A 14,815-nucleotide genomic window follows, 5' to 3' on the forward strand; every position below is an offset into this window, starting at 1 on the left:
ATAGTGCATGTTGATTAGTAAACGAATTTTGGTGGCCTTTTCTATACTCATTTCATCGGTGGTTTTTTCTTGCGATGAAGAGTTTGAGGTTTTTGAAGGAGGTGTATTTTCTCTAAAATTAAACCAGCCTAAAACTCTAATTGATGGCACTGTACTGGAGTTGATAGAAGTAGAAGATTCTCGTTGCCCAACAAACGCAAACTGTGTTTGGGAAGGTAGGTCAGCTGTTAAAGTAAGGTGGGTAAGACAAGAGTCCTATGATATAGAGCTCAATGATGTAGAATATGTTAACGCTCAAGTTGATGGGTATTTAGTCACACTACTTGAAGTGAACCCTTACCCGACTCTTGAAGCGGCTAATGAAGATAAAGTGGTGAAAATTAAAATTGAGGCGAATTAATTCACCTCAATTGCATCAATCATTTCAGCAATTTTCTCCCAGTTACTTTGAGCCGACTCTAATTTATTTGTGAGCTGATCGTATTCTGATTGCTTTTCTTGCAGTTTATTAAAATCTCCGAAAACCTCTGGTTTAGCCATTTCAGCTTCCAACTTTCCTTTCTTTGCCTCTAGTTTTTCAATGTCATTTTCTACATTCTCTAATTGATTCTGTAGCTTTTTTAACTCTTGTTGATTTGGGTCTTTTGGCGGTCTTTGGTTCTGAACAGGCTTTTCTTTCTGAACTTTAACTTCCTCAACTTTAGGCTTTTGCTCCGCCTCCTTTTTCTGTTGCCAATACACGTATTCGTCATACGTACCTGGGTACTCCTTAATTTGATGATCTTCGATGTACCAAATCTTATTAGCGATTTGAGAAATAAAATGTCTGTCGTGAGATACAATTAAGAACGTGCCTTCATACTGTTGCAAAGCCTGAATAAGAATATTTACCGAAAGAAAATCCAAGTGGTTTGTAGGCTCATCCATCATCAAGAAGTTGGCCTCAGAAATCAAAGTTTTGGCCAAAGCCACTCTTGATTTTTCACCACCAGAAAGTACTTTGATCTTCTTGAACACATCCTCGTTCGAAAATAAGAAGCAGCCAAGAATAGCCCTTAACTCCATTTCTGATTTTTCACTTCCAGCCTGAGAAAGCTCCTGAAGAATTTCATTGTTTACATTCAGAGCCTCTAGCTGATGTTGGGCATAGAAAGTAGTCAATACATTAAAACCCTCTTTTCTTTCGCCAGTTACTTTTTCTGTTCCCGCAATTACGCGTAACAGAGTAGACTTACCTTTTCCGTTTGCACCAATCAATGCAATTTTATCTCCACGCTCAATCTTGGCAGTGGTGTTTTTCAAAATGGTTAAGTTACCATAAGCCTTCGAAATATTGTCTAACTCAATAATGGAGCGGCCAGATTTCTGCTTGAAACCGAACTTGAAATTCATCACCATCGAATCATCAACGATATCTTCAATCTTGTCCATTCTCTCCAGAGATTTTACTCTTGATTGAACCTGACGGGCTTTTGTGGCTTTTGATCGGAAACGTTCAATGAACTGCTCGGTTTGCTTAATTTGTTGCTGCTGATTTTCAAAGGCGTTTTTCTGGATTTCTTCTCGCATTTGCTTTTCCTTCATGTAGAAAGAATAGTTTCCACTGTATTGTGTTAGCCTTTGGTTTGATACTTCTACTATTGAAGTTGCTACATTATCAATAAACGAACGGTCGTGAGAAACTACAATTACCGCTCCCTCATAAGTTTTTAAATAGTTTTCTATCCATTGAATTGAAGGTAAATCCAAGTGGTTAGTAGGTTCATCGAGCATTAGTAACGAAGGCTTTTCCAAGAGTAACTTGGCCAGCATTACCCTCATTCTCCAACCTCCCGAAAATTCTTTCAATGGTCGGTTTAAGTCTTCCGTTCTAAAACCAATCCCCTCTAAGATTGCTTCCGCATCTGATTGCATGGAATACCCTCCAAGCGTTTCAAATTGATCTTGCGCTTTGGCCAAATCATCTACCAATTTATCGTGGTAGTTGGTTTCCATTTCTTTCAGAATTCGGTCTATGGTAGCTTGAAGCTCATTCGCTTTGCCAAAGGCTTGCATGGCCACGGCCAAAATACTTTCTTCCGACTGATAAGAGAGAAGGTCCTGATTTAAGAACCCAATCGTGCAATCTTTACTTTTACTAATATCGCCAGAGGTAGGCGGAAATTCGCCATCAATCATTCTCAGAATGGTAGATTTGCCCTTTCCGTTTAGCCCTATCAAACCAATTTTGTCTTTTGGTTTAATATGAAGTGAAGCGTTTTCGTAAAGAGCTCGCCCCCCAATGAGGTACGATAAGTTGTTGATTGCAATCATGCCGCAAAATTAGTGTTTGTAAAGCCAATTCAAACGTTTATAAAAGTATTTTGGCATATATCCATTTGTCAAATCTTTTTTAACACTTAGCGCTTTATGTAATACCTTTCGGCATTAAATGAATTGTATATGATGAAACGCATTTCAACGATATTCTCAGTAGGCTTAATAGTACTACTGACTTGTAGCCTTGATGTATCGGCACAAAGTGAAATTGATTTAACGAAAATCAAACTGCCTGATGGATTCAAGATTTCTATTTATGCCGAAGGAATCACCGATGCTCGTTCACTGAGTAGAACCCCAGATGGTAAAATCGTATTTGTGGGAAATAGAAGGCGAAAAAATGTATACGCATTAAGCGATACTGATGGTGATATGGTAGTAGATAAAACCTACAAATGGGCATCTAAAACTGGAACGGATTGGAATAGCCCAAACGGTGTGGCATATCACAATGGAGATTTGTATGTAGCTGAAATAAACAGAATTCTCAGGTTTCCTGACATTATCAACAACTTGGATGATCCAAAGCAAGAGGTGATTTTTGAAGATTACCCAACAGACGGACACCATGGTTGGAAATTTATTGCTTTTGGACCTGACGGAAAACTTTATGTTCCGGTAGGAGCGCCCTGTAATGTTTGCGAGAGCGATAAGGAAGTTTACGCATCTATCACCAGAATGAATCCTGACGGTTCTAACATGGAGATTTACGCAAAGGGCGTGAGAAATACCGTAGGCTTTGCTTGGGATCCAAAAACGGAGAAAATGTGGTTTACCGATAATGGAAGAGATATGATGGGAGACGACATTCCTGCTTGTGAGCTTAATTATGCGCCAGAAAAAGGAATGAACTTCGGATTTCCTTATTGGCACCAAGGCGATATTCCAGATCCAGATTTTGGAGATAAATTTCCAAGAACGAATTTTACTGAACCAAAATATAAGTTTGAGCCCCATTCTGCTCCCTTAGGCTTGCGGTTCTACCAAGGCGATATGTTTCCAGCTAAATACAAAAACAATATCATTGTAGCCCAACACGGCTCTTGGAACCGTACCCTAGATGCTGGACATATTGGCTACCAATTGCGTTTTGTTCAGGTAGAAGGAGATAAGGTAATTAGCAGTGAAATTTTCGCTTCTGGTTGGTTAAACAAAGAGGATAACAAAGGTTGGGGAAAGCCAGTGGATATATTAGAAATGCCTGATGGCTCCATTCTAGTTTCTGATGATGTGGCTGGAGTGATTTACCGTATTTCTTATGAAAAATAGCTTGATTTTGATCAGGTTTAAATAAGGCACTATTGAAGTTTCTGAAAGTAGATAAAGTATCAAAAACCTATTCAGGTAATGAAAAGCCAGCCGTTTCGGGTCTGGCTTTTTCAATGAAAAGGGGTGAAATCGTTTCTTTTGTGGGCGCTAGTGGCTCAGGAAAATCAACCCTAATGAAAATGATAGGTGGATTGATTTCACCAGAAAAAGGAGCTATTCATTTTCAAGGCAAAGCGCTCGACAAGCCTGAGGATAAGCTAATTTCTGGAGAAGAAGGAATAAAAATGGTGTTCCAAGATTTACGTTTAATGCCTAACCATACGGTAGAGGAGAATATTAAATACCCACTTCTGCTTTTTGATAAGGACTATCAGAATGAAAGGACAGCAGAACTTTTGGAGGTATGTCACCTAAAAGAGTACAAGAGGAGGTTGCCAAGAGAATTATCTGGTGGCCAACAGCAACGCTTGGCTTTGGGGAAAACACTTGCAGAAGACCCTACACTTCTTTTAATGGATGAACCCTTTAGTAATTTAGATCCGATTGTTAAAAATAAATTGATTGTTGATGTAAGTGAAATTATCCGAAGCCAACAGTTGAGTTTGATTATGGTGACGCATGATACACAAGATGCGCTGATGTTGTCGGATAAAATTGGCTTTATGTCTGAAGGTAAATTGGTTCAGTATGATTCTCCATTCAATATTTACAATAAGCCAAAGAGCATTGAGATAGCTGAGTTTTTTGGCTCCGTTAATGTTTTTACCAAAGCGGAATTTCAGCAAATTTTTAATTGCAGTTTAGATATTGGTGATAACAAGAAGGTTGTTGTCAGAACAGAGAGCTTTCAGACTTCATTCCAATCAGACATGTTAAGGTTAGAAGGAGTAGTGCTAGGCGCTTTTTTTAAAGGTTCAGGGTATTTAATTAAGTTGAAAGTAGGTAGTCACCTGCTCGATGTGTTTGCTAATGATGTGTTGAAAATTGGAGATAACGTACCGTTTTATGTCGATCGCCACAAGATAATAGTGATTTAGGATTCGACTGATCTTTTTAATTACAGAAATTTCTTCATAACTTCGGCACATTGGTTTTTACCAGTCATTACCTCAATCCAATCACCATTCTTCCGACAAACTGTTGCTTTTTTTAGTACACAACTAACCATACACTTTAGATTATGAAGAGTGCCATAATTTTTTCATTTCTGTTATTGTGTCTGACTACTGTTAGTCAAGCACAAAACCTCAACAAAGCCTACGCGGCTATGGAAGAGGGCGATTGGGAAGTAGCATTGGGAATGCTAGAACCAATTATAAAGAAAAACGCTAAGAACAACGAAGCAAAGTTTTTAGCCGCGATATGTCATACCGAACGATATAGATTAGAACAAGCCATTGGCCTGTTCAACGAATCAACTGCCTTTGCTCAGGATTCTCCATACTTTTGGGTAAAATTTGCCAAGGCGTATTTGTTAAATGAGCAAATAGATGAAGCGGAACAGACAATCAAAAAAGTAAGAATGCAAGACTTGGATGATTTTCTACGACCAGATTATCTGTTAGTAAGTAGTAACATTCAAAATGCGAAGAAATACCTGCCAAACCCTAGAGATATCATCATTAAAAACCTAGGGCCAAACATTAACACTGAAGGAAATGAGTATAGCCAAGTAGTAACTGGTGACCAAAGGGGTATCTTTTTTACCGCAAGAAGAAAAGGAACTGCTAAGGTAGCAGATGACGGAGAGGCCTATGAGCAGGTTCTTACTGCCGACATGAATGATATTGATGAATGGGATAAGGATAATCCGCTCGAAGGGTTTGCAAGTACTACGGCTAACGAGGCTCCAATTCAGCTTTTCAATAACGACAGTACCTTGATTACCTTTTATGATGAAGATTTATTCATTTCGCAAAAGAGAAAAGATGGTACTTGGAGTAAAAGAGATGCTTTACCAATTAACTCAAAACGATGGGATTCGCACGCATTCATTTACAATAATGGCAACTCAATGATTTATGCTTCAGACATTAATCATGAGGTTGAAAACCTCGACTTGTATATAATGCACAAAGATGACAAAGGTAAATGGGGTAAGCCAGCACCTATTGCAGAGCTAAATACACCTTTAAATGATGATGCTCCTTTTGTAGCAGAAGATGGTACGTTCTATTTCTCTTCTAGAGGGCATGATTCAATGGGTGGATATGATATCTTCTCTACTAAATATGACAGTGCTTCAGGTAAGTTTAATGCACCTGTAAACATGGGCGCTCCAATAAACCTACCTAATGACGATACCTTCTTTACCATGTATGGTGGGTTCGCATATTTATCCTCTAGCCGACCAGAAGGCTATGGTCAAGTAGATATTTATCGTATCATCATGTTCAATCAATCTCAGATTCAAGGTAAGTTTTTAGAGTGCGATGGTGTGACACCAGTAGCCAATGCTACTATTACAGTAGAAGGTGAAGATGGTCCAATGTCTACCACAACTGATGAGTATGGTGTGTATAAAATGGTAATGCCAATCGAACGCTCTTTTGATTTAAGAGCAGTTTTGAACGGAGAAACGATTTATGAGAAAAAGCATACCATTCGCGTGCTTTTCAGAGATCAGTTTGATGTAGATCAAAACTTCTATGTAGGCTGTGAGAAGAATGATGAAACCATTTATGTGAAAATGATCAATGGTTTCGATCTTGACCCTATCAACTTACCAGTTGACCCACCTTCAATTGAAGGAATAAAGCCTAAAGTTACGGAAGAAGTGGTGGCAGAGGCAGCTCCACCAGTGGAAGAACCAAAGGAAATTATTGCTCCAGTTGCTGTAGATAAGAAAATTAAGCTTCCTAATGTGTTTTTTGATTTTGATAAGCACAACATCAAATCAGATTTCTTTAAACGTTTGAACGAAGCGGCTGAGCTATTGATAGAAAATAGGGAATTGAGAGTGATGGTTGCAGGACATACCGATGCTTACGGAACTAACCCTTATAACGTAGCGCTTGGAATTAGACGATATACTGAAGTGTATAATTACTTGATTAGCAAAGGAGTAGATCCTAGCCAGCTTGAAGTCAAAACTTTCAGTGAAGACATTCCAATATCGACTAATCGAACAATTGAAGGTAGAGCCTTTAACCGTAGGGTTGAATTGTCTTTTATTGAAAATTAGATTGAAGGGAAATGATATTTAATCAGAGAGGCATCTGTACAGATGCCTCTTTTTTTTGTCTCGATTGTATTACTGAGCTCTTTTATAATTGATTTGCCAATTCAATTTCCAAGTCTTTCCTCCGTCTTCACTCGACTCCCAGTCCCAAACGAACGAATCTTTAGTAATGTCCTTAAACACCATTCTTGATACTTGCTGTTTGCCATTTACCTCTTGAGGTCTAGTAATAAAGCCTTTGATGTTTTCGTCAAAAAAGCCTGTAAAGTTGATATTGCCTCGTTGGTTATCCATCCATGTTTGGTGCCATGTTTTTGAATTGGCATTGTATACCGAAATGCTGATTCCTTTATATCCTTTTTGAGCACCTTCAGTGGCTTCAAAGTTTTCTTGAATAACTTTTCCATCCAGTATTTCAGAAATGGTGTTTTGGCCCCGCTCAATTTTTCCATTTGCACCCAGCCAGGTAAGGTTCCATTTACCTATCCAGAAATCAAATTGTTTTTCAGGGTTGTTTTGGGCGTACATTCCATTCAATGAGAACAAGAAAATACAGAATACAATAAGTTTTTTCATCCGCTTTTTTTGAGCAAAATCAGCAGTTTGCTTTTAGTTTGAGGCAAAATCTATAATATTTTCCTTCAAATTATTGAAAGCGTTTTTCAAGTATTGATTTTCGGTATTGGGAAGGAGGTTGCCCTTCAAATTTTTTGAAAGCATTTAAAAATGAAGTTTTATTATTGAAACCAGCATCAATGGCAATAGCAAGAAGTGTAGCCTCTTTGTTTTCTTGTTTGCACAAAAGCTCTTTTGCCTCATTTACTCTTAGTTCATTTAAGTAATCGTTAAAGCTTTTCCCTTTTTTAACATTAATAGCTTGAGAGAGGCCATGTAGGTTAACCTCCAGTGTGTCGGCTAAATCTTGTAGTTTTAAATCGCCATTGGTGAACAGTTTTTCTTGTTCCATTTTCTGATCTAACTTCTTTTCAATCCACACTAAAGCGGTTTCGGTTAAGTTTGATTTAGCATACTTGTTTTCTTTATGCCCTTTTTCTGAGTGGTATGGCTGCGTATATCCACTATAACCAATAAAATAGATAAACACTGACATGCCCAATGACACCATGTAGTCATACTCGACTTTAAGCCACCCGAGCCAAACAAGTAGGTAATAGGCTAAGAAACACAAACAGTACCCCGAAAAGGCAAACAGAAGTTTGGTCAGCCATTTATTTGGGCTCTTGGTTTTAATGAAAGCATAGAGAAGTGCAACATAAATAAATAGATGAGCAATTTGCAAAATGGGAAAAACTACTATTGGAATATGCGCCTGAAAAGGAATCAGTAGCGAAATCAAAAGAAAAGGCAAATAGTGTATAGCTTCACTCTTAATGTCCTCGTTTTGAGTTTGTTTGGCATATTTTAAAACCAAGGGGCCGAGTAAATACGTTAGGTTGCCAGCGATACCTAGCCATATTGGTAAGTCTTTGGAGATGCCCATCCAGAAGACAATGTAATAGCTAATAATTAGGGTAAACGTAAATAGTAATAGAGCCAAAGTATTTTGACTGCTTCTTCCACTTGGGTTTTTACCAATAAGAATAAATGATAAGAACAAGCCTTGAGCTGCTGCCGCAATAAAAAAGATGATCCAAAGATTGAGTTCAGCTTTCATAAGCTAGGGTTTAACTATGAAAGCTAATGATTAATAATTTCCATTAAAAATGGAAAATGCCTTTGGAGTAGTAGTGGTGCTTCCCTTAGCCTTTTCGTCTCAGTGGCATGGTAGAACACCTAAGCAGACCACTAAGCTTTGAGTTCTCGGTGTAGTCTACTTCATGAACAGTGTAGCCACGCTCTTTTAAAGCGGCAATCAAAGCTTTAAATGATCTTTCCACTACAATGTCTTTTGGAGAAAGTGAAAAAATATTGGGGAACATTCTGTTCATTTGGGCCTGATCTACTTTAAGCATGTCTTCTTCCTTAAACAGATCATAAATGATTTGCGGATGTTCGGCAAAACCGTTTTCGTAGATGATCGCCTCCTTTGAGCCAATGGGCTGAAAGGTACAGTCAAGATGGAGAATATTCTTTTTTCGATCCTTAGACACTACCAATGGAATAGCATGTACCTGCTTATGAGGAAAGGAAGTTTTGATGAACTCATAACCTTCCATATTAGTACGGGCACTAATGCCCACAAAAATATGGTCGTTCCAAAGAATGACATCTCCACCTTCGACATTTGCCCCCTTTGGTGGGTGAATAATATGATTTGGGTCAATTCTATTTGTGATGTGGTTTACGCCTGGGAGTTCCATTTGACGAACCTCTTCCTGCATACTGGCCACCACATAGGTGTTATCTATCACAAAGCCAATGTCACGTGTAAAAACCTGCTCAAGTCCTTCAATATTCTTTGGGCGGTATACTTCAATCCCCTGTGACTTTAACACCTTCTCAAAAGTAGATATTTCCCTCTGGATGTCTTCTTCAGTAGGATAAGTGCCTTCCTCTTTGTGATACTTACTGGTAGGGTTAATTTCAGACTCTTCACCTATATCAGTACCAATGCCCAACACCACTGCTTCCAGTTTGTCTGTTTCGTTCTGAACATGAAGTGAAATATAATTTTGAGAATTGTTTTTATTGGTGAGCAAGTCGTCACTCATGAAACGGGGTTTTTGGTTAAAAATCGCAATGTCGGCATTGTTGATTAAACGCCCTAAGTATAACTGCCGAAATAGCCCTTTGGTTATAAATTCAATATCCGCTTTGTCGCCTAATTGAGATCTGTCTTTCTTAATGTTCTGTAAGCGAATAACACGCTTATAAATGTAAGAATGGCACCCAGCAAAAAAGCCGCTCCCGCAAAGTAGAAGTTGCCTTCGGTGGTGAAGTAAGCAAAGATGCCTGTCATCAATGGTGGGCCTACAATGGAAGTAACGCTGATTAAACTGGTTAAACCACCTTGTAATTCACCTTGTTCATTGGCAGGTAATTGTGACGACATAATGGCTTGAAGTGTTGGGCCAGCCAAACCGCCCAAAGCATAGGGAATCATGAAAGCATACATCATCCATGATTTATTGGCGAAAGCGAAGAGTAGTAAGCCCAAAGCATAAAAGGTAATACCAATATAGACAGCTCGCCTCTGGCCTAATTTAGGCACGGCCACACGAATAAGTAACCCTTGCACTAAAGCCACCATCAACCCTACAAATGCCAAAGAGTATCCGATTTGGGCTTCAGACCATTGAAATTCTTCAATCACAAAAAACGACCAGTTGCTTTGCACGGCATGGGCAGCAATGTAAATCAAGACCAATGACAACACTAAGCCCATAATGACAGGGTATTTCTTCAATTGTGCCAACGAGCCAATTGGGTTAGCCCGTTTCCACGAAAAAGGTCGTCTATTTTCAGGAGTTAATGATTCTGGAAGAATGAAATAGCCATATAGCCAATTGAGAAGAGCTAAGCCTCCCGCAACAAAAAATGGTACCCTTGGCCCAATTTCACCAAGTAAACCTCCAGTCAATGGGCCAATGATAAAGCCAACGCCAAAGGCTGCTCCAATCATACCAAAATTTTGAGCACGCTTTTCTGGCGGACTTACATCGGCAATATAGGCCATGGCGGTAGTGATGCTCGCACCGCCAATGCCAGCTACAATTCTTGCCAGAAAAAGCCAACTTAAAGTAGGAGATAGGGCTGCAATAAAATAATCGATTCCCAAAGCAAAGAGTGAAATGAGAAGAATAGGGCGTCTGCCATATTTGTCGCTTAATCCGCCTAAAATAGGAGAGAAGATAAACTGCATGGAGGCATAGGATAAGGCGAGAAGGCCACCAATTTTGGCTGTTTCACTAATGGACTCACCTCCCAACTCTAAAATGAGTGTAGGCACTACGGGTAAAACAATTCCAATTCCAATAATGTCAATCAGAATGGTTGCCAAAATAAATGGCATAGCAGGCGTACGTTTCGACATCTTGGATAAATTTGAGGGGTCGAATTTATGGAATTGAAACGAGTTGAAGAAGGATTAAATGATATTCACTTCAGGGATGATTTCGATTCCAAATTTAGAAGCAACAGAAGCCTTTATTTCGAAGGCTAATTTCTTGATGTCTTCGCCTTTTCCATTGCCGTAATTAACCAGAACGAGGGGGTGATTTTTGTGCACGCCAATTTCACCAAAAGTTTTTCCTTTCCACCCTGCTTGTTCAATGAGCCAAGCCGCTGGAATCTTCACCTTTTGCTCTGGTAATTTATAACCAGGAATATTTGGGAACTCGGCCCTAAGGCCTTCATAGTCAATGTTGTCGATCGTAGGATTCTTAAAGAAGCTACCAGAATTTCCTATCTCAACAGGGTCAGGGAGTTTGCTTTGCCTGATTTTTATTACAGCATCGCTAATGGCTTTGATGCTCAATTCTGTCACTCCCATTTCGTCTAAAGTAGCCTGAATAGCACCGTAAGAGGTGTTGAATGTTGGTTTTTTATCCAGCTTAAATACTACCGAAGTAATAATGTATTGTCCTTTTAGTGAGGTTTTAAAAACGCTTTCGCGATAGTCAAACTCGCAATCTTCTGCGGTAAACTCTTGGTATTTTCCTGATGCTATTTCAACCGCTTCTAAAGAATGGAAAACGTCTTTAATTTCTACTCCATACGCTCCAATATTTTGCATAGGAGCAGCGCCAACTGTACCAGGAATTAGGGAAAGGTTTTCTATGCCTGCCCAGTTGTTTTCAATACAGTGTAAAACAAATTGATGCCAATTTTCACCCGCCATGGCTTTGATCCAAACATGGTTTCTGTCTTCATCGATAAGCTCAATGCCTTTGAGCTCGTTTTTGAGTACAACGCCTTCAAAATCTTTAGTGAGTAAAATATTGCTACCGCCCCCTAAAACCATTAGTTGTTGGTCTGATTCAATCATTTTGAGTGCTTCCAGCAATTCGTTTACTGATGTGAATGCAATGAAATGGGCAGCTTTGGCTGATAACCCAAAGGTGTTAAAGGGTTTTAGAGAGACATCTTGTTCTACTTTGATCATTTATCTAAAATCCTGCGGTGGTAATTGATTTGCCCTAAATGATAGTTTAAATGCCCTTGAAGATGAATGAGGAAGAACAGCGTGCTCATTTCTTTATTGTTAAAAAGTCTTTGCGGGTAGGGGTAATTCAATACCGACTCTGGTAAACGTTGGAGTGTGTCGGTTACAGCAGTTTTTGTTTCTTGAATTGAGCCAAGGAGTTCTGCACGACTCACATTTTTTCCTGCAAACTCAAAATCTCTATTCCTTTCGTATCCCGTTTTTCCCAGAACTGCTCCTATGAAATGCTGTAAGTTTCCGCAAAGATGAAGTACTAAATTCCCTGCCGTATTGGTAATTTCTCCTTCTGTAATCCAAAGATTTTCTTCCTTTGAGTAAGTTTCTACTTCTATGGAAAGACGGTCTAAATCTCGGTTGATTAATTCTGAAATGGATTGGGCTGCAATGCTCATAACTTTAAATCTTTTTTGATGGTGTCAATTCTACTCTCTAAAAACCTTTTGGTTTCGTTAAACTCAACAGCAGATTTAAGCGCAGTGTTCACACTGACATAAAATTTAATTTTTGGCTCAGTACCAGAAGGCCTAGCCGAAATTTTAGTGCCGTCTTCTAAATAAAACTGCAACACATTTGACTTTGGTTGATCAATCGCTTTTTCAGAACCAGAAATCATGTCTTTTTCTACTAAACTTTGATAGTCCATGGTTCTTATTACTTTGCTCCCAGCAATTGTAGAAGGAGTTTTTTCACGCATATCGATCATCATTTGCTTGATTTCGTCTGCACCTTTCATCCCTTTTTTGGTCATTGAAATCAACGTTTCTAAATAGAAACCGTTTTCTACATAGATTTGCTTGAGAAGATCAAAAACAGACATGCCTTGATCTTTGGCCCAAGCACACATTTCGGCAAGCATGGCGCAAGAAGCAACGGCATCTTTATCACGTACAAAATCACTGATCATGTAACCATAGCTTTCTTCGCCACCGCCAATGAACTCTTTTTTACCTTCTTCCTGCCTTATAAGCGCGGCAATGTATTTAAAGCCCGTCAGCGTTTCAGGGCAATCTACCTCAAACTTTTCGGCAATTCGGGTGAGCAAATCAGTGGTTACAATGGTTTTAATAATCATCTGCTTGCCATTGAGCTTGCCGTTTTCTTTCCACTTTCTAAGCAAGTAGTAAATCAGAAGACTGGCAGCCTGATTCCCATTCAATAATTCAAACTCTCCTTCATTATTTTTGGCAGCCATACCCACTCGGTCAGCATCAGGGTCTGTAGCCATTACAAGGTCGGCATCTAACTCCTTGGCTTTATTCAGTGCCAAAGTCATCGCTTCTCTCTCCTCAGGATTTGGGTAAACTACGGTAGGGAAATCGCCATTGGGCTCGGCTTGTTCTTCCACCACAAATATGTTTTCAAAGCCTTTTCGCTTCAGAATTTCGGGTACTAATGTAATGCCTGTTCCATGAATAGGAGAGAACACAATTTTGAGATCTTTCTGATTTTTGATGGCTTCTGGCGCTAGGGTTAACCCTTCAATAGCCGAAAGATATTTTTCATCCAGTTCAGCACCAATCAATTCAATTTTACTATCGTCCTTTTCAAACTTAACCGCCTCAATTCCGGCTATAGCCTGAACTTCAGCAATGATATTTTTATCATGAGGGGCAATTACTTGTGCACCATCGTCCCAATAGGCTTTATAACCGTTGTATTCTCTTGGATTATGCGAAGCTGTGAGTACCACTCCACTTTTACAGCCCAATTCTCTGATGGCAAATGAAAGTTCTGGTGTAGGGCGTAGACTTTCAAAAAGATATACATAAATGCCATTGGCTGAGAAAACCGCAGCGGTAGTTTCTGCAAAGAATCGGCTATTGTTACGGCTATCGTGTGCTATGGCTACTTTTATAGCTTCGTTAGGGAAAGTTTTGATTAGGTAATTGGCCAAGCCTTGAGTAGCCATTCCAATGGTGTATTTGTTGATTCGGTTAGAACCTACTCCCATAATACCTCTTAAGCCTCCTGTGCCAAATTCAAGGTCTTTATAAAAAGCATCATTTAAATCATCTCCAGTAAGTGAACGAATGGCTGTTTTGCTCGCTTCGTCAATGCTACTGCTTAACCAAATATTTACTTTGTCTTGAATGCTATTTGCCATAAATGGAATGGTGAAAAAATATAAGTGACTAAAGAAATTTAGTTTGTAAAGTTATGTTTTCTGCCTGCTTTTAAAAAGGAAATTGACCTCTAGTAAACCTTTTTCTCTTATGCCTTGCATGTTTTAATTGAACTTACATTCTTTGTGCTACGCCTAGTATTTAGAATATGAATGTAGAGAAACTGAATGATGATTTTGCTGCCATTGCGGAGAAAATCAATGAGTTGGACGACATGGATTATAGCGATGAACGCTACGATGACTTGGAGGAAGAGCTTCACGATATGGAAGATGCGTTTATCGAAGAGTTCGGCCCCGAACTTGAGGAAGCCATTGCTTTAGTACACGATGAATTTTGCCCTGATAATGATGTGCTCTTGCCTATCGCCTATTTTGCAAAAAACTATATCCGTTTGCAACGTGACAAAGAGGGTAAATATGGATATGATGTTGAGTTTGGTGAAGGAGTGCCAGTAGAGGTAGATGATTTTCCGAACCAAGAAGTGAAGTTGGTATTGGTGCCAGGCCCAACCCGTTTATTGGTAACCGTTGGCGAAAATGCTAAACAAGAAGCTTGGAGAGCTAAGTAATTAGCCCTTTATAATAAAACCAAAAAAGTCTGGCTTGCCAGACTTTTTTGGTTTCAAGCCATTTTTTTAGCCACAAATAAGAGTTGAAGCTATAGGCTTTAGAGCACTTCACTTTGGCTTCTTAAATAGAATATAGAATATACGATGTTGGATATACAATGCACGGGGCTTTGGACATTCGTACTTCAAACATCTAAAATCGTACATTTTCCCTTGCCAGTTGCAAA

13 protein-coding genes are annotated in these 14,815 nt (G+C 39.1%); 5 read left to right on the forward strand and 8 right to left on the reverse strand.

Features of this window, described 5'->3' with window-relative positions:
- Window positions 1–7 precede the first annotated feature (7 nt).
- Entirely contained in the window at window positions 8–400 is a 393-nt protein-coding gene (locus AAC026_RS07565) for a hypothetical protein (protein ID WP_339696596.1), read from the forward strand.
- Here AAC026_RS07565 and AAC026_RS07570 read toward each other — a convergent pair.
- Window positions 397–2,313 carry an ABC-F family ATP-binding cassette domain-containing protein gene (locus AAC026_RS07570; RefSeq protein WP_339696598.1) on the reverse strand — a complete coding sequence of 639 codons (1,917 nt, stop codon included), beginning with the start codon at window positions 2,311–2,313 and terminating at the stop codon, window positions 397–399. The two genes, AAC026_RS07565 and AAC026_RS07570, sit on opposite strands and share 4 nt — an antisense overlap.
- A 129-nt stretch (window positions 2,314–2,442) precedes the next feature.
- Between AAC026_RS07570 and AAC026_RS07575 the strand changes: the two genes are divergently transcribed.
- The 3 genes from AAC026_RS07575 to AAC026_RS07585 all read left to right on the forward strand — a co-directional run bounded on the left by AAC026_RS07575 (window position 2,443) and on the right by AAC026_RS07585 (window position 6,772).
- Window positions 2,443–3,588: a sorbosone dehydrogenase family protein gene (locus AAC026_RS07575; RefSeq protein ID WP_339696601.1), complete on the forward strand. Its 1,146-nt coding sequence runs from the start codon at window positions 2,443–2,445 to the stop codon at window positions 3,586–3,588.
- Between the two features lie 32 nt (window positions 3,589–3,620).
- Window positions 3,621–4,625, forward strand: a complete 1,005-nt coding sequence (locus tag AAC026_RS07580; protein WP_339696603.1) for an ABC transporter ATP-binding protein — start codon at window positions 3,621–3,623, stop codon at window positions 4,623–4,625.
- A gap of 143 nt (window positions 4,626–4,768) precedes the next feature.
- The gene (locus AAC026_RS07585) at window positions 4,769–6,772 is read left to right on the forward strand and encodes an OmpA family protein (protein WP_339696606.1); all 2,004 of its coding nucleotides are present in this window, start codon (window positions 4,769–4,771) and stop codon (window positions 6,770–6,772) included.
- 69 nt (window positions 6,773–6,841) lie between these two features.
- Here the strand turns inward: AAC026_RS07585 and AAC026_RS07590 are convergent, their stop codons facing one another.
- The 7 genes from AAC026_RS07590 to AAC026_RS07620 all read right to left on the reverse strand — a co-directional run bounded on the left by AAC026_RS07590 (window position 6,842) and on the right by AAC026_RS07620 (window position 13,998).
- The gene (locus AAC026_RS07590) at window positions 6,842–7,345 is read right to left on the reverse strand and encodes a hypothetical protein (RefSeq protein WP_339696609.1); all 504 of its coding nucleotides are present in this window, start codon (window positions 7,343–7,345) and stop codon (window positions 6,842–6,844) included.
- 70 nt (window positions 7,346–7,415) lie between these two features.
- Complete coding sequence (locus AAC026_RS07595; protein ID WP_339696612.1) at window positions 7,416–8,444, reverse strand: helix-turn-helix domain-containing protein; 1,029 nt, start codon at window positions 8,442–8,444, stop codon at window positions 7,416–7,418.
- An 85-nt stretch (window positions 8,445–8,529) separates the two neighbouring features.
- Window positions 8,530–9,441 (reverse strand): arginine deiminase family protein, encoded by a 912-nt coding sequence (locus AAC026_RS07600; protein WP_339696615.1) that lies wholly within the window; start codon window positions 9,439–9,441, stop codon window positions 8,530–8,532.
- A gap of 110 nt (window positions 9,442–9,551) precedes the next feature.
- On the reverse strand, window positions 9,552–10,763 hold the full coding sequence (locus AAC026_RS07605) for a TCR/Tet family MFS transporter (RefSeq protein WP_339696618.1): 1,212 nt from the start codon (window positions 10,761–10,763) through the stop codon (window positions 9,552–9,554).
- Window positions 10,764–10,817: 54 nt separating this feature from the next.
- Window positions 10,818–11,834: a UDP-N-acetylmuramate dehydrogenase gene (gene murB / locus AAC026_RS07610; protein ID WP_339696620.1), complete on the reverse strand. Its 1,017-nt coding sequence runs from the start codon at window positions 11,832–11,834 to the stop codon at window positions 10,818–10,820.
- Window positions 11,831–12,286 (reverse strand): DUF1572 family protein, encoded by a 456-nt coding sequence (locus AAC026_RS07615; RefSeq protein WP_339696623.1) that lies wholly within the window; start codon window positions 12,284–12,286, stop codon window positions 11,831–11,833. The genes murB and AAC026_RS07615 overlap by 4 nt, the downstream gene beginning before the upstream one ends.
- The gene (locus AAC026_RS07620) at window positions 12,283–13,998 is read right to left on the reverse strand and encodes a phospho-sugar mutase (RefSeq protein ID WP_339696626.1); all 1,716 of its coding nucleotides are present in this window, start codon (window positions 13,996–13,998) and stop codon (window positions 12,283–12,285) included. The genes AAC026_RS07615 and AAC026_RS07620 overlap by 4 nt, the downstream gene beginning before the upstream one ends.
- A 167-nt stretch (window positions 13,999–14,165) precedes the next feature.
- Here AAC026_RS07620 and AAC026_RS07625 point away from each other — a divergent pair, with 167 nt between their 5' ends.
- Window positions 14,166–14,588 carry a hypothetical protein gene (locus AAC026_RS07625; RefSeq protein WP_339609984.1) on the forward strand — a complete coding sequence of 141 codons (423 nt, stop codon included), beginning with the start codon at window positions 14,166–14,168 and terminating at the stop codon, window positions 14,586–14,588.
- The last annotated feature ends 227 nt before the right edge of the window (window positions 14,589–14,815 follow it).

It is taken from the genome of uncultured Roseivirga sp., from assembly GCF_963973945.1.
GTDB lineage: Bacteria > Bacteroidota > Bacteroidia > Cytophagales > Cyclobacteriaceae > Roseivirga.